Genomic DNA, 23,339 nt, shown 5'->3' on the forward strand with positions numbered 1-23,339 from the left:
TAGGTACTGGGTTTGTTATATAATAAAAAGAAACCGAGAGAGATGGGACCATTGCTACAGTCTGCCAAACAAATGACGGCATCTTTCCATGCCGAACTATACAAACTCATTCCCGAAGACCATCAATTGCGTAAAATTCATGAAGTCATCGACTTCTCTTTCATTCATGAACTAGTTCGTTCTTCTTACTCTGAATATTATGGGAGACCGGCTAACGAGCCAGAGCTCCTGTTTCGTTTGCTGTTTTTGCAGGTTCTTACAATCTGTCCGACGAACGGATGATCCAAGAAGCACAGGTAAACCTTGCTTATGCGGCAAAACGCCTATTCCGTGTCGTAGTCAAAAAGCATCCGAAGCTCGAAAAGAAACTCCCGCGGCTACCGGAACTGAAGAAAGATCAGGAGGATGCGGATTTCGTGATTTGCCCGGCAGGTGAGCACAGTATTCGTAAAGCTTTACAAGGAAGCAAGAAAAGTGGCGAAAGCCGTTCACTTGTCTTTTACTTCGATACGGAGAGGTGCAAGACTTGCCCGCTTAGAGAAGGTTGCTTGAAACCGGGAGCGAAAAGCAAGACCTATTCCATTCGGATCGTGGCAGAGCACTTCAAGGAACAAATCGAATTTGAGAACAGTGATACGTTTAAAGAACGCATTCGCCGCCGACCGATCATTGAACATAAGAATGCCGAACTGAAAAGATTTCATGGGATGACCAAGGCCAAATACCGTGGTCTATTTCGCATGCGAATACAAGCCGTACTTACCGCTTTCGTGGTAAATTGTGAAGCGAATGGTAAAGCTGAAAGAACAAATACAGCCCGCCTCTTAAAGGAGAACGGACTGCATTTATTTGTTTTATGCCACATCTTAGTCGGAAGCCCCAGCGTCTTATGCCCTCAACCCAAAATGAGGGTGTTTTGCAGGGCTCTTCTGCTGGGGGTTGCTAACATACACTATGCATTTCCGAAGGAAGCCGGGTCTTGCCGCCAGGACTTTAATAGCTCCAGGTCTTCCGGCTGAATATCCCCGCGCTGTACGGCCACATCCATCAATGCCGTATAGTTGGATAAGGTTTGCAGCGGGATGTCGGCTTCAGCAAACGCCTGCACCGCTTTATCGAGCTGATAGCTGAAGATCGCCAGCACGGCCAACGGTTCTGCACCCGCATCACGCACCGCCTGCGCCGCTTTGATCGAGCTGCCGCCGGTAGAGATCAAATCCTCGATGACGACGACCTTCTGCCCTGGCTTAATCAGGCCTTCGATTTGATTCTCCTTGCCATGTCCTTTCGCCTTATCGCGAATATAGGCCATCGGCAGCCCCAGCTTCTGCGCCGTAAACGCGGCATGCGGAATGCCGGCCGTAGCCGTTCCAGCGATCACCTCGGCCTCCGGATAGTCTTTACGGATCAGCGCGGCAAACGATTCAGCGATCAGATCGCGGATATGAGGATAGGACATCGTGAGACGGTTGTCGCAATAAATTGGCGATTTGATCCCGGAGGTCCAAGTAAACGGCTGATGCGGACGAAGCGCAACGGCTCCGATCTCCAGCAGGCTGCTGGCAATTTGCGCTTCGACGGATGGGGTATTTGTCATGCTACATCATCTCCTTAATGATCGTCTCCGCGGCTTCACGCGGGTTGGGGGCGGCGATGATCGGGCGGGCAACGACGATATAGTCCGTGCCTTGCGCCATCGCTTCGCCAGGGGTTAACGTGCGCGTTTGATCGCCTTTGGGGCTGTTCGCCGGACGAATCCCCGGTGTCACCGTCAGGAAGGCTTGTCCGCACTTCTCCTTAATTGCTGTAACCTCCAGCGGGGAGGCGACCACACCGTCCAAACCGGCTGAACGGGCCAGGTCCGCGTAATGCACGACAGAGGCTTCGACTTCGCCCGGGATGCCGATCTGCTCATTCATCACTTGCTTGCTGGTGCTCGTCAGCTGCGTAACCGCGATGATCTTCGGCATCGCCAGCGACGGGTCGGCTTCCAACGCCGCCAACGCTCCTTCTTTCGCCGCCTTCATCATATCGAGCCCTCCGGCAGCATGCACGTTAAACAGATCTACGCCGAGCTTGGTGACGCTGTTGGCACCACCTCTTACGGTGTTGGGAATATCATGCATTTTAACATCGAGAAAAACGGAGTATCCCCGCTGCTTTAATTCCCGGATCAGCTCCGGACCCGCCGCGTAGAATAGCTGCAGCCCCACCTTCATGAAGCAAGGGATGCCTTCCAGCTCCTTCAGCAGCTTCCGCGCCTGCTCCGCATCAGGGACATCGAGGCCCACGATCAGCTTCCCGGCCGCTTCTTCAAACGAACGCAAATCCGCTCTCCTCCATTCATGCTTGCGGCTCCGAAGCATCCTGCTTCCGAGCCGCCTTTTTCTTTGTCCTCTAACAGACCTGAGAGACCTTATTTATCCATTTCCCGGCTATTTCCCGCTGTAACGGACTCCATGGACTTTATTCAGCCCTCATGGAGCCACTCAGCTGCGATTTAAGCGAAATAAGGTCTCCTCGGTCCGTTAGAAATCACCATACGCTTAAAATCAGGTCAATAACGCCTCTGGTGTCCGTTAGCGCCTGCGATTAAAGCGCGGGCATCGCTTGGGAAGAGAAGTTGATCGTCTCCAACATCTCCAGCAGCGCCCGAACCGTATCCAGCGAGGTCATGCAGACAACGCCGTTCTCCACCGCTTCCCGGCGAATCCGGAAGCCATCGCGCTCCGGCTCTTTGCCCTTCGTCAAGGTGTTGATTACGAAGTGAGCTTCTCCGTTCCGGATCAGATCGAGGATGTTCGGCACCCCTTCGGACAGCTTGTAAACCGTCGTCACATGAATCCCCGCCTCGATCAGCGCAGAAGCTGTACCGTCGGTAGCAATGATCTTGTACCCCAGGCGGTAGAAGCCGTGCAACAGCTCAACCGCTTCTTGCTTATCCTTGTCGGCTACCGTAGCGATAATCGCCCCGGTCGAAGGAATCTTCATTCCCGCGCCGATCAAGCCTTTATACAGCGCCTTGGCGTATTGCGGATCGCGGCCCATGACCTCGCCGGTCGATTTCATTTCCGGCCCCAGCGTCGGCTCAACACGGCGCAGCTTCGCGAAGGAGAATACCGGCACCTTCACCGCAACCTGATGGCTTTCCGGCCACAGGCCATTGGAGTAGCCCAAGTCGCTTAGCTTCGTACCGAGAATACATTGAGTTGCCACGTTTGCCATTGGAATGTTTGTCACTTTGCTCAGGAACGGTACCGTACGCGAAGAGCGCGGGTTCACCTCGATGACAAACACTTCGTTGTTGTAGATCACGAACTGGATGTTCACCAGACCCACCGTCTTCAGCTCGCGGGCGATTTTGACCGTGATCTCAACGATCTTCTCCTTCAGCTCTGCCGACAGATGCTGCGGTGGATACACGGCAATCGAGTCCCCGGAGTGAACCCCGGCACGTTCGATATGCTCCATGATCCCCGGGATCAGCACCGTCTCCCCATCGCTGATAGCGTCGACCTCTACCTCTTTACCTAGCATATAGCGGTCGATCAGGACCGGATGCTGCGGATTGATGTTCACCGCTTCTTCCATGTAGCGCAGCAATTCCTGGTCGGAGTAGACGATTTCCATCGCCCGGCCGCCCAGTACATACGAAGGTCTAACCAGTACCGGATAACCGAGCGCTTGAGCGGTTCCAACCGCTTCTTCTACAGAGGTTACCGTGCTGCCCTTCGGCTGAGCGATGCCCAGCTTCGACAGGAGCGCTTCGAACTTCTTGCGATCCTCCGCTTCGTCGATGCTTTCCAGCGAGGTTCCGAGGATGCGAACGCCTGCCGCTTGCAGCGGCGCCGCCAAGTTGATCGCCGTTTGGCCGCCGAACTGAACGATAACGCCCACCGGCTTCTCCTCTTCGATGACGTTCATGACATCCTCGAAGAACAGCGGTTCAAAGTAGAGGCGATCCGACGTGTTAAAGTCCGTGGATACCGTCTCCGGGTTGTTGTTGATGATTACCGCTTCGTAGCCGGCTTTTTGAATCGCCCAAACCGCGTGTACCGTCGAGTAGTCAAACTCGATGCCTTGCCCGATACGAATCGGTCCGGAGCCAAGCACCACGATCTTCTCTTTGTCCGTTTGAACGACTTCGTTCTCCGTTTCATAGGTCGAGTAGTAGTAAGGCGTAGAGGCTTCAAATTCAGCCGCGCACGTATCTACCATTTTGTAAACCGGCTTCAGTCCATGCTCCTTGCGGAAGCTCCTCACTTCAGCCTCCGTCAGGTGCGTGCCTGTCGGCTGTCCGGCGGCACGCAGTTCGGCAATCGCCCGGTCAGTAAACCCTAAGCGCTTCGCTTCATACAGCGTTTCATAGGAAAAGAACTCTTCTCCCGCAATCCGTTTCTCGAATTCCACCAAACGCTCGATTTTATCAAGGAACCACCAGTCGATTCCGGTCAGATCATGAATGAGCTGCAGCTTGTAGCCGCGGCGGAACGCTTCGGCAATCAGGAACAGTCGCTCGTCGTCCGCTTTGATCAAGCGATTTCTCAGCGTTTCATCGTCGATCTTCTCCACGCCTTTCAGATAGAGGCGATGCGTGCCGATCTCAAGCGAACGGACCGCTTTATGAATCGACTCTTCGAAGGTCCGGCCAATCGCCATGACTTCGCCGGTCGCTTTCATCTGCGTGCCCAGCTTGCGGTTGGCGTGAACGAATTTATCAAACGGCCAGCGCGGGATTTTGCTGACGATGTAGTCCAGCGTCGGCTCGAAGCAGGCGTATGTCTGCCCCGTAACCGGGTTGATGATTTCGTCCAGCGTGTAGCCCAGCGCGATTTTGGCTGCCATTTTCGCGATCGGATAACCCGTCGCTTTAGACGCGAGCGCCGACGAACGGCTGACCCGCGGATTTACTTCGATGACGTAGTATTGGAAGCTTTGCGGATCCAGTGCGAACTGCACGTTACAGCCGCCTTCGATGTTCAGCGCGCGGATAATCTTCAGCGAAGCCGAACGGAGCATTTGATACTCGCGGTCAGACAGCGTTTGGCTTGGCGCAACGACGATACTGTCCCCGGTATGTACGCCCACCGGGTCGAAGTTCTCCATGTTGCAGACAACGATACAGTTGTCGTTCGCATCGCGCATCACTTCGTATTCGATTTCCTTCATGCCGGCGATCGATTTCTCGATCAAGCATTGGCCGATCGGGCTGTAACGAATCCCCGACGCTACCGTCTCGCGCAGCTCCTCTTCCGTAGCGCAGATCCCGCCGCCGGTACCGCCCAGCGTATACGCCGGACGAACGATTACCGGATAGCCAATTTCGTTTGCGAATTCCAGCGCTTCTTCCACCGAGGTGATGATCGCGCTTTCCGGCACCGGCTGCTCCAGCTCGCGCATCAGCTCGCGGAACAGGTCGCGGTCTTCCGCTTTCTCAATCGAGGTCAGCTGTGTGCCAAGGAGCTTCACATTCTCGCGCTCCAGCACGCCTGCGCGGGCCAGCTCCACCGCCATGTTCAGACCGGTTTGCCCGCCGAGCGTGGGCAGCAAGCCGTCCGGCCGCTCCTGGCGAATGATTTGGGTGACGAATTCCAGCGTGATCGGTTCAATATAAACCTTGTCGGCCATGTTGGTGTCGGTCATGATCGTCGCCGGGTTGCTGTTGATCAGCACCACCTCGACGCCCTCTTCCTTCAGCGCTTGGCAAGCTTGCGTTCCGGCGTAATCGAACTCAGCCGCCTGACCGATAACGATCGGTCCGGAACCGATGACGAGAATTTTCTTAAGGTCTTTGTTGATCGGCATTGATTTACAGTTCTCCTTTCGCAGCGGCCATCAGTTCGGCTTGGCGAGGCTTTTGCGGATTTTGCCGCTTGTGCTCGCGGATCATCTCGATGAATCGGTCGAACAGGTAGCTGTTATCGTACGGTCCCGGTGCCGCCTCTGGGTGGTATTGCACAGAGAAGGCCGGGTATTTCTTATGCTTCAAGCCTTCGATGGTTTTGTCATTGTTGTTGATATGCGTCACTTCCAGCTCCGTCCCCGCGATGGACGCTTCGTTGACGGTGTATCCATGGTTTTGCGACGTGATGTAGCAGCGGCCGGTGGCCAGCTCTTTCACCGGGTGGTTCCCGCCGCGATGGCCAAATTTCAGCTTTTCCGTATCGGCGCCGCAGGCGAGGGCAAACAGCTGGTGACCCAGGCAAATGCCGAAGATCGGGTATTCGCCAAGCAGCTCGGAAATCATCTTCACCGCATGCGGCACGTCTTTCGGGTCCCCCGGTCCGTTCGACAGCTGGATCCCGTCTGGATGCAGGCGGCGGATTTCATCCGCGGTCGTATCATGCGGGACGATCACCACGTCGCAGTCGCGTTTGTTCAGCTCGCGCAGAATGCCGCTTTTCGCGCCGAAGTCGACCAGCACGATGCGTTCCTTCGAGCCGGGACTGCTGTACACGTGCTTCGTCGAGGTTTGCGCCACTTGATTGCGCAGCTCGGCGATGCTGGTCGCCAGCATCATTTCTTTTAATTCCTCCACCGATTTATTTGAGGTCGTCAAAATCCCTCTCATCGTCCCCTGATGGCGGATAAGTCGCGTCAGCATGCGCGTATCGATGTCGGCAATGCCGGGAATTCCGTATTCCTTCAGCAGGTCACCCAAATTGTACTGTGCCCGCCAGTTGCTTGGGGTCGGTTCATAGCGGCGAACGACAAAGCCGTGGATCGACGGCGTAATCGATTCAAAGTCATCGCGCGAAATGCCGTAGTTCCCGATCAGCGGATACGTCATCGTAACGATTTGTCCGCAATAGGAAGGATCCGACAGCACCTCTTGGTACCCCGTAATTCCCGTATTAAAAACGACCTCGCCGGTTTTGTCTCCTTCCGCTCCGAATGAGGTTCCGGTAAACAACGTGCCGTCCTCCAACAATAGTCTTGCCTGCATCCTGAAGCACTCCTTTATCCATAAGCTTAACTACTATTTTCTTATCCGCCCGTTAACGGGTCAGTTCTCGTTCATCGTTCCATACCAGTCTTCCTCGGACGATCGTTGCGACCGGCCAGCCCTTCAGCTTCCAACCGGCAAACGGGGTGTTGCGTCCCTTTGAGGCGAAGTCCTCAGGATCAACCGTCCGTTCCGCCTCCAGATCAACGATCGTCAGATCCGCTGGAGCTCCTGGAACCAAACGTCCGGCTTCCAGGCCAAACACCCGCGCCGGATCCGCAGTCATCCGCTGCACCAGCATCTCCAGACTCCAGCGGCCAGTTGCCACAAACTTCGTATACAGCAGCGGGAAGGCCGTCTCAAAACCAACGATGCCAAACGGTGCCAGCTGCATGCCTTTCGCTTTTTCCTCTTCGCTGTGCGGAGCATGGTCCGTTACGATGATGTCGATCGTGCCGTCCTCCAGCGCGGCGATGCAGGCTTCCACATCTCGGCGGGAACGCAGCGGCGGGTTCATTTTCCAGTTGGCATCCAATCCGGGGATATCCTCCTCCGACAAAACCAGATGGTGCGGACACACCTCCGCGGTGACGTTGATGCCAAGCTGCTTCGCCTGACGAATCAGCCGAATCGACTGCTCCGTGCTGACGTGGCACACATGGTAGTGAACCCCGGTCGCTTCCGCCAGCAAAATATCCCGCCCGACATGAATCGCCTCCGATTCGTTCGGGATCCCTTTCAGTCCGTGCTTGCGGGCGAATTCCCCTTCAGCCACCGGCGCACCTTCCACCAGTGAATTGTCTTCGCAGTGGGCAATCACCGGCATCCCAAGCGCAGCGGCCTGCCGCATCGCATCCTTCATCATTTGCGCGCTTTGCACGCCCACGCCGTCATCGGTGAAGCCGATAGCACCGGCCTCTTTCAAAGCGGCAAAGTCCGTCAGCTCGCGGCCCAGCTCGCTTTTGGTGATCGCCGCATAAGGCAGCACGTTCACCAGCCCGGCTTCCTCAGCCTTCTGCTTCACATAGCGGACTGTGTCCGGATTGTCGGTCACCGGCCGAGTGTTCGGCATGCAAGCGATGGTGGTGAATCCCCCTTTCGCTGCCGAACGCGAACCGCTTTCGATCGTTTCTTTATGTTCATACCCCGGTTCCCGCAAATGGACGTGCATATCGATAAATCCCGGAGTGACCAGTCTGCCTCCTGCATCGATCACCTGCGTCCCTTCCTCGGCGACCGGCTGCTCAATGGGTCCGGTTTTCTCGATGTTCGAGATCACTCCGTTTTCGATGACGATTTGAGCGAATTCTTGTTCTCCTTGTTCGTTTAAGATCTTGGCATTCATTACGACAAGCCGCATTCTGTTTTCTCCCCCCGCTGATTTTGAAGTACGATCCGAAAAATAACGTCCATCGCCCGTCGCCTAAGCTTCCAGGCACTCTACCTATTTGCTACAGCAAAGCGCGTTCCAGAACCGCCATGCGGATTGGAACCCCGTTTTGCATCTGCTTGAAGATGCGGGATTGCGGGTGCTCCACCACCGCATCGTCGATCTCAACGCCCCGGTTCACTGGTGCCGGGTGCATGATCAGCGCGTGCGGCGCAAGGCTCGCGGCCCGCTCCTCCGTCAAGCCGTAATGCAGTCGATATTCTTCGGCCGACTTAATCAGCCCGCCAACATGGCGTTCCAGCTGCACTCGCAGCATCATCACCACATCGGCGCAAAGCGCTTCGTCCATCGGAACGTAAGGCGCATACGCGCTGAGCTCCGGTGCTTGCATATTGTCCGGCGCGCACAGCTTCACTTCGGCGCCGAATTTTTGCAGCGCCCACAGATTCGAACGTGCAACCCGGCTATGCTTGATATCCCCGATGATCGATACCTTCAGCCCGCCGAGTTCCCCGAAGTGCTGCCTCATCGTATATAGATCCAGCAGCGCTTGCGTCGGATGCTCATTGTTGCCGTCTCCGGCATTCACCAGCGGTACCGATACCCGCTTCGCCAACTCCTCCAGCACACCGATCGGCTTCAACCGGATCACCCCGGCGTCAATCCCCATCGATTCCAACGTGCGAACCGTGTCGTAAATCGACTCGCCTTTCTCTACGCTGGAGGCGGCTGCCGCGAAGTTCAGCACCTGGGCACCCAGCCGTTTCTCTGCCATCTCAAACGAGAAGCGGGTGCGCGTACTGTTTTCGAAAAACATATTCGCAACAAAGTGCTCCTTCAGCACCGGAATCATCTTCTCTTCCTTGGCATCCCAATAGGCGGCCCGGTCGAGAATCGAGGAAATTTCCGCTGTGCTTAAATCCTTCAGCCCGAGGAGGCTGCGTTCTTTCAGTGCGGTTGCGGTCAGCGCCATCTTAGTTCCCCTCCCGTGCATGCAGGATGCGAACCAGATCGGTGCCGTCATGCTCGGTCAAGAGCACTTCGATTTCTTCCGATCGCGAGGTTGGAACGTTCTTGCCAACGTAATCAGCCCGGATCGGCAACTCCCGGTGTCCCCGGTCGGCGAGCACCGCCAACTGGATCGACTCCGGACGGCCGCAATCCATGATCGCGTCCATGGCAGCCCGAATCGTCCGTCCCGTGTAGAGGACATCGTCGAACAGGATCACTTTCTTGCCTTGAATCGATACCGGGAACGTGGCCTTGGCAGCCCCTTGGGCAGCATCCACTTTGTCGTCGCGATAGTTCGTTACGTCAAGCTCGCCCCATGGAATGGCGGTTCCTTCGATGCTCTCCAAGCGTTCAGCCAGCCGTTTCGCGAGGTAGACCCCTCTTGTTTTGATGCCGGCCAATACACAACCCTCGATGCCTTTGTTACGTTCCAATATTTCATGTGCAATTCTTGTCAGTGCCCTCCGAATCGCGGTTTCGTCCATAATGATATGACTTTCGTTGCTCACAGCTGCGACCTCCTTAGGGATAGGGTCACCTTGCATCGGTCCGTGATAGGCGCATAAAAAAACTCCTTGCCCGATATCCAGGCAAGGAGTCTTCAGCCATAGTTAACCTATGACTATCATGTAGGATTTGGGTATAGAGAACCGACTTAAATAAGCGCAGTTCGCCCATTTCCCCACTCACGTTACCTTGCCAGCCTCACGGGACTGAATTAAAGGTGCTTATGGTTTACATGAATTATGACAGAATGAAAATAGCCTGTCAAGACACCCTGCCGAGTTGGTAACCCCCCGATGCTAAGGTTGATTCATCTCCCGTGTTGAAGCCTGCTGTGATGCAGTTTTTAATAATTATACATTCAATGTTATATTTATTCAACCTTTAGTTTTCCCGGCTTATCCTTGATCTAAAGCTGGTTAATCAGCGCTCACTCCGTTCCTGATCTCTGTATAATCTCCCTAACATTCTGAATATTTAACCGGGATTCCAGGTGATGTAGGACAGCAAGGCCATAACGCAGAACAGGAGACTTGACGTAACGCTGATCAGAAACGCTATTTGGAGAAAAATGGGGCCTCATGCAACGTAACGCTTACAGGGGAGCTTATTTGCGATTTTTCAGTGCAAATGAGGTAGGTTTTGCCTAAATAAGACAGCTGGCCAGCGTTAAACGTAAAAATCTATGATTTTCGCCAAAATAAGCATTCTGGCAAGCGTTAGAGCAAAAGCGGCACCGGCATCGGCATCAACAACAGCAACAGCAACAGCAGCAGTAACCAGTAGCTGCAACAGCAAAACCAACATCAGCATCAGCAGAACCCATCAGCACCACAGCAGCAACAACATCAGCAACAGCATCAGCAACAACATCAGCAACAACATCAGCAACAACATCAGCAACAACATCAGCAACAACATCAGCAACAACATCAGCAACAACATCAGCAACAGCATAATCAACAGTAGCCCCCAGCTCCAGCAGAACCTGCACAGCACCGGCACACCACCACTAGCATCAAAAGCATCAGAATCAGCAACACAAACACCAACACTAGTATCAGCCACCAGCAGCAACAGCGGAATCCTCAAATCACACATCCTCCACACAAATCAAAAAACGCCCCTTGGATCAACCCAAGAGGCGTTATGGTCTAATTTCTTCTCTTAAAAAATAAACTTCAAATCGCCAAGGCGGCGTTTGATTTCGGAAATGACGCGGCGTTCTTCTTCTTCACCGTCGGCGATAAACGTCACGGAGAACCGCACGTAATGGCCGGCATCGTCCCACGGCACCGTGGAAATCAGCTTCTCCCGGATCAAGAACTGCGAGAAGTCTTCGGCCGTCTCAAACGTTGGTCCGCCTTCCACACCCTTCGGCGCTTGCACATAGAGAAAGAACGATCCCTTCGGCTTCTTCGCCTTAAAGCCCAAGTCGTTAAGGGCGTTCACCAGCAGCTCGTGGCGGCGCGAATATTTCTCAGCGATGCGCTCCGTGATTTCCGGATGGGCCAGCCCGTAAGCTGCCGCTTTCTGAATTGCGATAAACTGGCCGGAATCGTTGTTGTCCTTCACGTCGCTGAACGCTTTAATGATCAGCGGGTTGCCGGCAACAAACCCGATTCTCCACCCCGTCATGTTGTACGACTTGGATAAGGAGTGCAGCTCGACACCTACGTCCTTCGCCCCTGGCACGGACAAGAAGCTCAGCGGCTTCAAGCCGTCATAAGTCAAAGCAGCATACGGTGCATCGTGTACGATCACGACATGATATTTCTTCGCCCAGTCCACGACTTTGGCAAAAAACTCCTTTGTCGCGCTCGCGCCCGTCGGATTGTTCGGGTAATTCAAATACATCAGCTTGGCCTTACGTGCGATCTCTTCCGGAATCGCGTCCAAATCCGGCAGGAAGTCATTTTCCTCCGTCAACGGCACCGTATAAACCTCGCCGCCCAAATACTTCGTATGGGTCCCGATAATCGGGTAACCCGGCACGGTCATAATCGTGATATCACCAGGATTGATGAAGCAAGAAGGCAGCATGGCGATCGCCGGCTTGGAGCCGATCGAGTGCACCACTTCCGTAACCGGATCGATGCCTTCAACGCCAAAAACATCATGAAGATACTTTGCCGCCGCTTCCTTGAACTCGGCGATACCGTTGTCAGCGTACCCGCGGTTCTCGCGTTTCGCTGCTTCCTCCGCCAGCTTGGCCACGATGCCCGCATCGGCCATGTCGTCCGGTTCGCCGACGCCCATGTCGATCAGCTCAATATCAGGAAAATCCTTCTTCGCAGCTGCTTTGGCACGTTTGATTTTCTCAAATTTATAAATAGCGGTGTCTTTGCCGTAATTTGCCCCGCCAATGCGCTCTGCAAATTGCTGTTGAATATAAGTTTCCTGTCCATTCAGCGTACTCATCTCAAACGTCCATCTCCTTCGTATTCATGAAAAAATCCATCCTCAAATGGTTCGAACTCGCACTTTAAATATGCAGGAATTCGGCCTATTTAGAGAATGGATTAATCACCTGATCGTTTGTACTTTTTGATCAAGCTGTCTCCTGGAGGTGAACATTTTATAGGTTAAACAACCATTTCTGAACAATTTTCTTAACGGTTTCTCAATGATTGCAACACATTTTCCATATCCGCAGGGATCGGCGCGCTGAACTCCAAATACCGTCCGTCTTCCGGATGATCAAACCCCAGCACAGCGGCATGCAACGCTTGTCCGTCCATTTTGATTCCTTTGCTGCGTCCATACAGCGGGTCTCCCACTAACGGATGGCCGATAAACTTCATATGCACGCGGATTTGATGCGTTCGTCCGGTTTCCAGCTTGAGCTCAAGCAGCGTATAATCGCCAAACCGTTCAACCACTTGAAAATGCGTTACCGCATGCTTGCTGTTCCGTTCAATCACTGTATACATTTTGCGGTCATGGGGATCGCGGCCAATCGGCGCATCCACCGTGCCTTGGTCATGGCTGACGTTGCCATGCACCAGAGCATAATATTTCCGCGTCACCGTATGTGCCTTCAGCTGAGCCGCCAACGAGGCGTGCGCTTTATCGTTCTTAGCCGCCATGATCAGGCCCGACGTGTCCTTGTCGATCCGATGCACGATCCCAGGTCGAAGCTCGCCGTTGATGCCCGACAGATCCTTGCAGTGGAACATCAAGGCGTTCACCAGCGTCCCGGAAGTATGACCCGGTGCCGGGTGCACAACCATGCCGCGCGGCTTGTTGACGACGATGACATCACTGTCTTCATAATAAATTTCGAGCGGAATGTCTTCCGGCACGATTTCCGTTGGCTCTGCCTCCGGAATCACCAGCACGATGCGGTCGCCTTCTGCCAGCTTGTAATTTGCTTTCACCGGGGCCCCGTTTACAACCAAGTTCCCCGCTTCAATCCACAGCTGAATCTGGCTACGAGAGAACTCTTCACCCAGCTGCGTTTTTGCATATTTATCGATTCGCTCTTTCGCGTCGGCCGGTCCGGCCACCCACTCGAGCTTCTCCTCTTCAAAATCCTCTAGTGTTTGATCCAAACTCATACGTTTTCCTCATGCTCCTGTTGAGCTGCGGTCTGCTTCTCCCGGCGAAGCTCCAGCAGCGAATCCAAAATGATCAGCGCCACGCCAACAACAATGCAGGAATCCGCAACGTTAAAAATCGGGAACGTGTACGAACCGAAATTAAACATCAGAAAATCAACGACTTCCCCGCTGACGGCACGATCGAGGAAATTGCCGATTGCCCCGCCAAGCACCAGAGACAACGCCACCGGCAGCATTTTGTTGGGTTGATTTTTTACTTTAAGCAAATACCAGACGATCCCAATCACCACAACCGTAGTCACCACAATAAAAAACCAGCGCTGATTCTGCAAAATGCCAAACGCCGCGCCGCGGTTCCGATGGGAGGTAATCAGGAAAAAGTTGCCGATCACCGGGATCTGTTCCCCGATCGTCAGTCCGGTTGCAATCCAATATTTCGTGCCTTGATCAACCAGAAAAACGATTAATGCAATCAAAAAGTATACCACGCGGTCCGTCACCTCGTTTTTCATTTCCCGCTCGCAACAAGCGGCAGGATATTCCTCTTCTAAGCCTTGTATATTGTAGCACAGCCGGAAATGGCCCGTCCATGCGCGAAAGGATTTTCCTTAGGTATTTCGTCATGGTTCTGCACAAAATACCGCTAGGAGAGACGTTACAAATCACCGCTCTAGATGCAGGAAGGAAGGAGCAACACATGCCGCATTTGACGAAAGCCCAACTCGCGGAGCTTACCGCAAAACTGCAGGAAACCAAGTCCGCTTTAACCGAACAGTTGTCGGATAATGACCATTACGGTATGAATGAATCGATGCGCGATAATACCAATGAGCTGAGCCAGATCGATAATCACCCCGGGGACCTCGGTTCGGAAGTCTACGAGCGGGGAAAAGACCTCGCGCTCGCCGAGCATCATGAGCTGCATTTGGCCCGGGTCGAGGATGCGCTCGAACGGATCGAGGACGGCAGCTACGGCTACTGCGCGACGTGCGGCAAGCCGATCAGCTACGAACGGCTCCGTGCGATCCCGGAAACGGCCTACTGCAAGGATCACAGCCCCCAATCGTTCGTGTCAGCCAAACGGCCGATTGAGGAAATCTTCTTGTCCCCTCCTTTTGGCCGCACGAGCCTGGATGAACGCGAGGACCAAAATGGCTTCGACGGGGAGGATGCTTGGCAAATCGTCGAGAGCTACGGTACTTCGAATTCACCGGCGATGGCCGAGGACCGGGAAATCGATGATTATAACGATATGGAAATCGAAGCATCCGAAGAGCTCGACGGATTTGTGGAGCCTTACGAGTCCTTTGTTGCCACCGATATTTACGGCAAAAACGTCTGCTTTTACCGCAATGGGGTTTACCGGAAACATATGAGTGCTACGGAGCATTTGGATAGCGAAGATTCGCTCGGAACCGGCCCTAATACGTATTAAGCTCCAGCTGTCTTTGCACGATCCGCACGATGTCCGCGATATAGTCGCCGATGATCGGCAGATTCAGCGCCCCCAGGATCTGCAGGATGTAGATGATCGTTGCCGCAAAAAAGGTAAACCCGATCGCGATCCCTACCCCCCGGGCCGTGCCGGATAACAGGTTTAACCAGATCAAGCGCCACGGGCGGTTTAGCAGTTCGGTGTATTCGGCGATCCGCGATTTCTCTAGCTGCCTGGTCCAATTCAAGGTCAGGCGGTATACGGCGTTCATCTGCTCCTCCGGTGTTTTCGGCAAAAGTTCCGCCGCCGCAGGTACCGCAGGTTCAGGCCTCGGTTTTCGACGAATCATTTACACCCCATCCTTTGCTCCCCAGTGTATCCCAAAACACAAACGAGCCCGTTCTCCATCCCGAGAGACCGCAGGCTCGTTTGCTTCAATTACTAATATTATGACCTTCCTGGAAAAGCTCCATTCAGGCGAATCCGCCATTTCCCCTTAACGGTTAAGCATCAATCGAAATGGCGATCGTTTTACTGCCGAGATCCACCGTTTCTGCCGGGCCTTGCGGCTTGCCGAAGGCGACGTCCGTGATCAAGACGTTCTCACGCAGCACATGTTCAAACGCGGTGATGGCCGCTTTTAATTCATCGTCAACATCCAAGGTGAGGTGTACCCGTTTCTCGATCGGCAGATCGAGCTTCTTACGGGTATCCTGCACCGCGCGGACGACTTCACGCACCCAGCCTTCTTGTTCCAGCTCCGGCGTGATGTCCGTGTTAAGCGCAACGGTTATGCCGTAACCGGAAGCGGAAGCGTAGCCCGGCTTTGCTTGTTTCTCAACGAGCAATTCGTCCGCAGTAACCGTCAGCTCTTCGCCTTCCGGCGAGGTCACGGTAAATTGACCTTGCTCCACGATGGCGCGGGTTTGCTCCGGTGCGAGATTCTTCAGGTAGCCTTGCAGGAAGCCGATGTTTTTGCCGTATTTCTTGCCGGCCACCTTCAGGTTCATCTTCAGCGTGAAATCAACGAACCCGCTGTCGCTCGTTTCGATCTCGATCGCTTTGACGTTGATCTCTTCCTTGATGATGTCTTCGTATTCACTCACCGCAAATTCCCGGTCCATGGAGACGATCAGGCTGGACAACGGCTGACGCGTTTTGATGCCGCTCTCGTTGCGGACGTTGCGGGCCAGCTCAACGATTTGCCGTGCGCTCTCCATGTCTTGTTCCAGCGCCAGATCGATCAGCGATTCATCCGCTTGCGGATAATCGGCCAGGTGGACGCTTTCCCCGCCGCCCAGGTTGGTGAAAATATCCTCGGCGATCAACGGCGCAAACGGAGCGATCACCTTGGAGATCGTAAGCAACACATGAGTCAGCGTTTGGTAAGCGGACAATTTGTCTTCGTTCAGGCCGCTGCCCCAGAACCGGTCGCGGGAGCGGCGGATATACCAGTTACTGAGCTCATCGATAAACCCTTCGATCGCTTGCGAGGAGTTCACGAAGTCGTTAACCGCCAGGCCTTTGTCTACCACCTGAATCAAGCTGTTCAGACGGGACAGAATCCAGCGGTCCAGCTTATTCTCGGAAGGACGGTAAGCGTGCTCCTCCGGTTTGTAGCCGTCGATGCCGGCGTAGAGCGTCAGGAACGCATGGGTGTTCACCAGCGTATCCACGACTTTGGATTTGGCTTCAGCTACGATGCCTTTGGAGAACCGTTTGCTGTTCCAAGGCGCACTGTCGGACAAGAGTGCCCAACGGAATGCGTCCGTGCCAAACTCGTTGATGATTTCCCAAGGATCGATGACATTGCCTTTGGATTTGGACATCTTCTGCCCGTTTTCGTCCAGCACGTGGCCGGTGGCGATGACGGCTTTGTACGGCGCTTTGCCGGTGAACAAGGTAGACACGGCCAGCAAGCTGTAGAACCAGCCGCGCGTTTGGTCGATCCCTTCGCAGATCATGTCCGCCGGGAATTGCTCCGCGAACGTCTCTTGGTTCTCAAACGGATAATGATGCTGGGCAAACGGCATCGAGCCGCTGTCGAACCAAACGTCGATGACTTCGCTCGTCCGTTCCATCACGCCGCCTTCGCAATGCGGGCAATGCACCTTCACTTCGTCGACATATGGCTTATGCAGCTCCAGATCCTCACTGACATGGCCTACTGCATGCTCACGCAGCTCGGCGATGCTGTGCGGTGCGAACTGCCCGCCGCAATCCGGACAAACCCATACGTTCAGCGGAGTACCCCAATAGCGGTTCCGGCTGATGTTCCAGTCGACCAGCTCTTCGAGGAACTTCCCGAAGCGGCCTTCACGGACATGCCCTGGATACCAATCCACAGAATTGTTGTTGGCGATCAGCTGATCCTTCACTGCCGTTGTTTCGATAAACCAGCTCTCCATCGCATAGTAGAGCAGCGGCGATTTACAACGCCAGCAGAACGGATAGCTGTGCTCGTATTTCTCTTTGCTGTACAGCGTTCCTTGCTCGGACAGCATCTTCACGATGTCGAGGTCGCAGTCCTTGACGAAGCGGCCGGCAAAATCAGTCACCACATCCGTATAACGACCTTGGCCGTTCACGACGCTGACGAAGGTGATGCCGTTCTCGCGGCAAGTACGATAGTCGTCTTCCCCGTGAGCCGGTGCCATGTGAACGATCCCTGTACCGCTGGCATCGGTAACAAACGAAGCGCCAACGATCACGTTGATGTTCTCCGCCTTGATATAGGTGAACGGCGGCGTATAGGTTTTGCCTACGAATTCCGAACCTTTATGCGTCGACAATACCGTGTAATCGCCTTTCATGACTTTTTCAACGAGGTTCTTCGCAACGATATATACGCCGTCTTCCTGCTGCACTCTAGCGTATTCCATGTCCGGATTCACAGCCAATGCCACGTGGGACGGCAGCGTCCAAGGCGTGGTCGTCCATGCCAGCACATATTCGCCGGTGTCGTTCAGCTTAAATTTCGCTGTGGCGCTGAGATCCTTCACGTCCTCATATCCTTGCGCCACTTCGTGGGAGCTGAGCGATGTTTGGCAGCAAGGGCAATACGGGCTGACGCGATGACCGCGGTACAGCAAGCCTTTGTCGTGGATCGTTGCCAGGATGTTCCACACGCTTTCGATGTAGCTGTTATTCAGGGTGATGTACGGATCGTCGAGATCCACCCAGTACGCAATCGCTTCGGTAAATTCGCGCCATTGCTTTTCGTAGCCAAACACGCTGTCTTTACATTTTTTCACGAATTCCTCAATGCCGTATTTCTCGATTTCCTGCTTGCCGGAGATGCCAAGCTCCTTCTCCACGCCCAGTTCTACCGGCAATCCGTGCGTATCCCAGCCCGCTTTGCGGACTACGCGATAGCCTTTCATCGTTTGATAGCGGCCAATGAAGTCCTTGATAACGCGGCCCAGCACGTGCCCGATATGCGGCAATCCGTTAGCCGTAGGCGGTCCTTCAAAAAAGACGTAGTTCGGCCGGCCCGCCCGATTTTCGATACTCTTTTTAAACGTATTTTCTCGGCTCCATTTGTCCAGAATCCGCAGGTCGCGCGCCCGCGCATTTTCTTTGACGTCAACCTTCTTCATGTTTCTCTTCCTTTCTTTAATCAGCCTGAAAAATAACAAAGCCCCGTCCCTAGAAGGGACGAGGCATTAGCTCGCGTTACCACCCTTGTTTCATGCGCTTGGCTCGCAGCCGCCCGTAAGGACGAGACCACAAATAGGCATGACACCTTGATCCCATACGCTTCATATGGGGTCGGTATAACGGCCGACAGCCGGCAAAGCTTACTACATCGGATTTTGATCACGAAGCAGATCAAGTAGCTAATTCGACATCGAATCTTGAATTCAGCCGAGTCTTCCGTTGCTCACGTAGGTCTTCCTACGCTCCGCTACTCAGCCTCTAGCTTCATCCAACCTTCTCGGTGCTGAAAATCCGATTTAGAAGAGTTCAGCCTTGCTTCTCCGGGAGGATCTTCCGTCCGTGCATTGAACGTTGGCTTTCAGCAGGATGCCAACTCTCTGGGGAACAAACATCACGGCGTACTGGTCCCATCATCGAATGATTCGTTATGCAAGTACAATATGTAAATAGTTATATCGTATTTGCCTTCCTCATGTCAACATCCTGCCCTCAACCTGGGTTTCCGCCCTGAAGACAAGTCATGATTGCCCTGGAAATGTCCGTTCTCCCCCTCCATTGTACATTTTCCCCCTCCTCTGTTCCTTCGATGCCTCTTTTATAATGAAAGGGATTACAATTCATGTGAGAAGGAGCGAGCATACCGATGGAGACCCTCTGGCAAGGAAAATGGATCTGGCATTCCGGTGAATCCAGCCCGCGCAACGAGTGGCGTTGTTTCCGCAAAACATTTGCGTGGACTGCAGCCCATAGCGGGCGAGCCGCGATCAAACTTACGGCGGACTCCAGATACGTACTGTACGTAAACGGGCAGCGGATTGGGCAAGGCCCTCCGCGCTCCTGGCCGTTTCGGCTGGCTTATGACGAATACGACATCGGCCATTTGCTGAGACCGGGACAAACGAACGTCATCGCCATCATGGTGATGCATTTTGGGATCAGCAACTTCTATTATTTACGGGGACGCGGCGGATTGCTGGCCCAGTTGGAGCTTGGTGACAGCTCTCCAGCCCAATTAACAGACATACCCACTCCAGCCGCTAACTCCTCTAGGCCGCAAATCCTAGCAGCAACAGACGATACGTGGTTAACCGCTGTCCATTCAGGCCATGGCCGGCGTTCCCCGCGAATGTCCTGTCAGCATGCTTTTGCCGAGAAAATCGACGCCCGGCTGTGGGACGACAACTGGATCCAACCGGATTACCAGCCCGGTCCCGAGTGGCAACCGGCCACGGTGATCGGTCCGGCGGGCTGCGAGCCTTGGGGAATGCCGGTGCCGAGGGACATTCCTTATTTGACGGAGGAACCCGTATATCCCCGGCGCATTGAACGCCTGAGCAAGGTTAAGCCCGTTCAATATACGGCGGCCATCGACCTGCGCAATCAATTTTTTCAAGAGAGCACCGATACGGCGAACCCGGCCGAATTCCTTGGATTCCTCGCTACCGTTGTTCGCTGTCATCAGAAATGCACGGTTACGCTGGGGCTCATCGATGTTGGCGGGACTTTTCGGGGCTGCAGCCTGGACGGGGTTTGGTACGATGAGAAGTCACTGACGGGTGAAGCCCCCGAACGCTTCCTCCGCCTTGAGCTTGAGCCGGGAGAGCATTTTTTGCTGATCGATGTCAGCGGAGGGACGCACGGAGGCGGGCATCATTTTGCGGTGGATGCGGAGGTGCCGCTGGAGTTCTTATCGCCTCTCTCGTTCATTCAGGCAAACCCAAACGCTCAAGAAGGCGATTCGTCCGCATTTGTAACCCTCGGCCCCTTCGACGGCGGAATCCGTTACGACCATAAACCAAGTCCTCCGATGAATCAAGCGCATCCCGATTATTTGCGGGCCCGAGGGATTGCAGATGCAGCAGGTCTTGTGCCGTTTGCGAATTGGCTCCGTCCTGTGCCCAAAGCGCTGGTCAGCGAGGAGGATGTCTTTATCCTCTCCGTGTGGAAAAGGCATGAAGCTCCCCTGTCCATTCCAAATACGCTGCAACAAGCGGTGATTCCCAGTTTCGAGCTGGCAGAGGTCCCCTGGTATCCCGACGCGGATACCGAATTCGTGATCGACTTTGGCAAAGAGCTGTCGGGTTATTTAGAGTTCGAAGTCGAAGCACCGGAGGGAGCGATCCTCGATTTTTACGGATTCGAGTTTATGCATGAAGGTCGACGCCAGGATACCTATGGATTGGACCATACGCTTCGTTACATCTGTGCCGGGGGACGACATCGGTATACGTCTCCGGTGCGACGAGGTCTGCGTTACTGTCAGGTTACCGTACGAAACGCAGCGGTTCCTGTGCGCCTCCGGTACATTCGAATGCTGCAAAGCAATTATCCGATTGCCGAGATCGGGCAGTTCCAGTCATCGGATCCACGCCTAAATGACATTTGGCAAATCAGTCAACATACGACCCGGCTGTGCATGGAGGATACCTTCGTTGATTGTCCGATGTACGAGCAGACCTTCTGGGTTGGTGATGCCCGGAATGAAGCGCTGATCAACTATTATTTATTTGGGGCAGACCGGATCGTCGAACGTTGTCTTCGGTTGGTTCCCGGCTCCAAGTTTCAGACTCCGTTTTACGCCGACCAGGTTCCCAGCGGATGGAACAGCGTCATCCCGAACTGGACGTTCTTCTGGATTATCGCCTGCTTGGAACTGTATCGCTATAATGGGGACAAATCCTTTGCTGCGGATATTTTCCCCCACATCGAATACACCCTCAAGCATTATTTAGAGCGGCTGGATGAGCGGGGATTGCTATGGATCCGCAGCTGGAACCTGCTCGATTGGGCTCCGCTGGACCAGCCGAACGACGGCATCGTTTCGCACCAGAACATGTTCCTAGTGAAAGCGCTGATGTCCACCACCGCTTTGGCCTCGGCCCTGGGCAATGACGAAGCCAAAGTGTTCTATACGGATCAGGCGAACCGCTTGGCGGCCACCATCAACAAGCATTTATGGTCGGAAGAACATCAAGCTTATCTCGATTGCATCCATACGGACGGGCGGCGCTCTGACATCTTCAGCATTCAAACGCAAGTCGTGGCCCTGCTGTGCGGCATTCCTGAACAGGCTAAGGACGAGAGCGTTCCGTTAAAAGAAGACCAAGGCTCCAACTCTGCAGCCGCTCATACAGTTGAAGCATCGCTCGCGGAGCGCCGGCTTGCTTCCGTTGAAAGACATATTCTGCATCCGCCCAGCTCCTTCGTGCAACTCGGCAGCCCGTTTATGTCCTTCTTCTATTACGAGGCACTCGCTAAGCTGGGCAAATGGGATGTGATGCTCGAGGATATGCGTGGCGGTTATGGGCAAATGATCGATTGGGGAGCAACAACCTGCTGGGAGATGTATCCAAACTTCACGGAAAACCGAGCAAAAGCCGACCTTCTGACCCGGAGTCATTGCCATGCCTGGTCTGCAGGTCCCGCTTATTTCCTAGGCGCTTACGTCCTCGGCGTACGCAGCCTGGAGCCCGGGTGGAGCCGGGTGCTCGTGGCACCACAGCCTTGCGGCGGATTGACCTGGGCGCGCGGCACCGTTCCCGTTCCGGGTAGCGGCAGAATCGATGTCTCCTGGCGTCTGGAATCCCCGGCAGCCGTTGCAGCGGAGGAAGGTCAAGCGCATCCCGGCCTGCCCCGGATGCATTTGCGGATCGTTTCCCCAGAGGACATCGATATCGAGGTTCAATCCCCAAGCGAGGTTGAAGTCGTGATTGAGCATATTCGTGTGGCTTCCGGTTCCAGTCCTTCAGTATAGGCAACGTAGTATCTTGCATCTTGCCTCTTCCCCGGGCTTAGCGCATTCGAAATTGACCCTTGCCGAGGCTGACCCTATAATAGGGGCAACCGCAGCGAAGGAGGGATCACGGTTGTCTTTATACCGAGGGGAGAAGGTACTGGATGGGGCTGAATTTTTTACGGATTCCTTACCTTTTTACTTTAACCGGGTCGAGGAAACATTTGATCTGCAGATGCATAGCCATCGTTTCGTGGAGATTGTGCTTGTAGATGAAGGAGAAGGGTTTCATTTTATCGATGAGGACATTGTGCGCGTCACCAAAAACGATGTGTTTCTGCTCCCCGCCGGAACGAGGCATGTGTTTCGCCCCGGACATGCGGGATCTCGCCGTCCGCTGATCGTATACAACTGCTTATATGAGCCGGGCAAGCTGCTATCTTGCCTGGAACACCTGCCTGGCTTTCACGAGTTAATCCGCTCCAGGCCGTATTTGTTCGAGGGAGCTGCGCCCCCCTCTCCGGGATGGCTGCACTTGAGAGATGGAGGAAGTCCGTGGAATATCTGGTTTCGGGGCGCCTACCGTGAGTTTACAGAACGAAAGCCGGGCTATCTCCTTCAACTGTACGGCCGGTTTATCGAGCTGGCCGTCATGCTGGAACGTCATCTGGAGCGCCTTGGGTCCAGCTCTGCCGCGGAACCGGAAAATCGGATGATGGAGGAAGTCCTGCGCCGGATCGATACGGACTACGCTTCACGATCGTCTGCCCGGAGTTTTGCTGCAGCAACCCATCTCAGCGAACGCCATTTTCATCGATTGTTCCGGCAATACGCCGGTTGTACCTTTCACGATTATGTCCGGAACAAAAGAATGGAGAGAAGCCGCGAGCTGCTGGCCTCCACCCGGCTCCCTGTGATGGAGATTATGAGGAGTGTGGGTTACGCAGATAAGAAGCATTTTCTGTCCCTCTTTAAGCAATCGACCGGCGTCTCACCCACCGAATACCGACGGCAAGCCAGCCTGCATCATCCTCTTGAAGGCAAATAAGAAAAACGTCTATCGACGTACATTCAAAGTAGACAGACCGCGTTTAGCG

General features: G+C 54.3%; 17 protein-coding genes and 1 pseudogene. 4 read left to right on the forward strand and 14 right to left on the reverse strand.

Annotation, left to right across the window (positions count from 1 at the left end):
- The first annotated feature begins 51 nt into the window (after positions 1–51).
- Positions 52–828, forward strand: a pseudogene (locus U9M73_RS09385) (transposase).
- Between the two features lie 124 nt (positions 829–952).
- Here U9M73_RS09385 and pyrE read toward each other — a convergent pair.
- From pyrE to lspA, 12 genes are all read right to left on the reverse strand, one after another.
- A complete protein-coding gene (pyrE, locus tag U9M73_RS09390) occupies positions 953–1,597 on the reverse strand; it encodes an orotate phosphoribosyltransferase (protein ID WP_009225634.1) in 645 nt (214 codons plus the stop codon).
- A 1-nt stretch (position 1,598) separates the two neighbouring features.
- Positions 1,599–2,366 carry an orotidine-5'-phosphate decarboxylase gene (pyrF, locus tag U9M73_RS09395; RefSeq protein WP_050769776.1) on the reverse strand — a complete coding sequence of 256 codons (768 nt, stop codon included), beginning with the start codon at positions 2,364–2,366 and terminating at the stop codon, positions 1,599–1,601.
- 226 nt (positions 2,367–2,592) lie between these two features.
- The gene (gene carB / locus U9M73_RS09400) at positions 2,593–5,805 is read right to left on the reverse strand and encodes a carbamoyl-phosphate synthase large subunit (protein ID WP_323076961.1); all 3,213 of its coding nucleotides are present in this window, start codon (positions 5,803–5,805) and stop codon (positions 2,593–2,595) included.
- A gap of 4 nt (positions 5,806–5,809) precedes the next feature.
- Positions 5,810–6,946: a glutamine-hydrolyzing carbamoyl-phosphate synthase small subunit gene (gene carA, locus U9M73_RS09405; protein WP_009225631.1), complete on the reverse strand. Its 1,137-nt coding sequence runs from the start codon at positions 6,944–6,946 to the stop codon at positions 5,810–5,812.
- 52 nt (positions 6,947–6,998) lie between these two features.
- Complete coding sequence (locus U9M73_RS09410; protein ID WP_260070727.1) at positions 6,999–8,306, reverse strand: dihydroorotase; 1,308 nt, start codon at positions 8,304–8,306, stop codon at positions 6,999–7,001.
- Between the two features lie 91 nt (positions 8,307–8,397).
- On the reverse strand, positions 8,398–9,309 hold the full coding sequence (locus tag U9M73_RS09415) for an aspartate carbamoyltransferase catalytic subunit (protein ID WP_036645636.1): 912 nt from the start codon (positions 9,307–9,309) through the stop codon (positions 8,398–8,400).
- 1 nt (position 9,310) lies between these two features.
- Positions 9,311–9,856, reverse strand: a complete 546-nt coding sequence (gene pyrR / locus U9M73_RS09420) for a bifunctional pyr operon transcriptional regulator/uracil phosphoribosyltransferase PyrR (RefSeq protein ID WP_009225628.1) — start codon at positions 9,854–9,856, stop codon at positions 9,311–9,313.
- 664 nt (positions 9,857–10,520) lie between these two features.
- Positions 10,521–10,664 (reverse strand): hypothetical protein, encoded by a 144-nt coding sequence (locus U9M73_RS09425; protein WP_009225627.1) that lies wholly within the window; start codon positions 10,662–10,664, stop codon positions 10,521–10,523.
- Positions 10,665–10,676: 12 nt separating this feature from the next.
- A complete protein-coding gene (locus U9M73_RS09430; protein ID WP_323076964.1) occupies positions 10,677–10,943 on the reverse strand; it encodes a hypothetical protein in 267 nt (88 codons plus the stop codon).
- Between the two features lie 75 nt (positions 10,944–11,018).
- The gene (locus tag U9M73_RS09435) at positions 11,019–12,272 is read right to left on the reverse strand and encodes an LL-diaminopimelate aminotransferase (protein ID WP_009225625.1); all 1,254 of its coding nucleotides are present in this window, start codon (positions 12,270–12,272) and stop codon (positions 11,019–11,021) included.
- A 191-nt stretch (positions 12,273–12,463) separates the two neighbouring features.
- Positions 12,464–13,411: an RluA family pseudouridine synthase gene (locus tag U9M73_RS09440; RefSeq protein ID WP_323076966.1), complete on the reverse strand. Its 948-nt coding sequence runs from the start codon at positions 13,409–13,411 to the stop codon at positions 12,464–12,466.
- Complete coding sequence (gene lspA, locus U9M73_RS09445; RefSeq protein WP_036645669.1) at positions 13,408–13,902, reverse strand: signal peptidase II; 495 nt, start codon at positions 13,900–13,902, stop codon at positions 13,408–13,410. Before lspA ends, U9M73_RS09440 begins: the two co-directional genes overlap by 4 nt.
- Positions 13,903–14,111: 209 nt before the next feature.
- Between lspA and U9M73_RS09450 the strand changes: the two genes are divergently transcribed.
- Positions 14,112–14,849 (forward strand): TraR/DksA C4-type zinc finger protein, encoded by a 738-nt coding sequence (locus U9M73_RS09450; RefSeq protein WP_009225622.1) that lies wholly within the window; start codon positions 14,112–14,114, stop codon positions 14,847–14,849.
- Here U9M73_RS09450 and U9M73_RS09455 read toward each other — a convergent pair.
- Both U9M73_RS09455 and ileS read right to left on the reverse strand, forming a co-directional pair.
- A complete protein-coding gene (locus U9M73_RS09455) occupies positions 14,836–15,198 on the reverse strand; it encodes a DUF5665 domain-containing protein (RefSeq protein ID WP_323076968.1) in 363 nt (120 codons plus the stop codon). The genes U9M73_RS09450 and U9M73_RS09455 overlap by 14 nt on opposite strands.
- Before the next feature lie 154 nt (positions 15,199–15,352).
- A complete protein-coding gene (gene ileS, locus U9M73_RS09460) occupies positions 15,353–18,448 on the reverse strand; it encodes an isoleucine--tRNA ligase (RefSeq protein WP_260070720.1) in 3,096 nt (1,031 codons plus the stop codon).
- A gap of 704 nt (positions 18,449–19,152) precedes the next feature.
- Between ileS and U9M73_RS09465 the strand changes: the two genes are divergently transcribed.
- Together U9M73_RS09465 and U9M73_RS09470 are read left to right on the forward strand one after the other, a co-directional pair.
- The gene (locus tag U9M73_RS09465; RefSeq protein WP_323076969.1) at positions 19,153–22,263 is read left to right on the forward strand and encodes a family 78 glycoside hydrolase catalytic domain; all 3,111 of its coding nucleotides are present in this window, start codon (positions 19,153–19,155) and stop codon (positions 22,261–22,263) included.
- 112 nt (positions 22,264–22,375) lie between these two features.
- Positions 22,376–23,290: an AraC family transcriptional regulator gene (locus U9M73_RS09470; RefSeq protein ID WP_323076970.1), complete on the forward strand. Its 915-nt coding sequence runs from the start codon at positions 22,376–22,378 to the stop codon at positions 23,288–23,290.
- Positions 23,291–23,339 lie beyond the last annotated feature (49 nt).

This window comes from Paenibacillus phoenicis (genome assembly GCF_034718895.1).
Taxonomy (GTDB): domain Bacteria; phylum Bacillota; class Bacilli; order Paenibacillales; family Paenibacillaceae; genus Fontibacillus; species Fontibacillus phoenicis.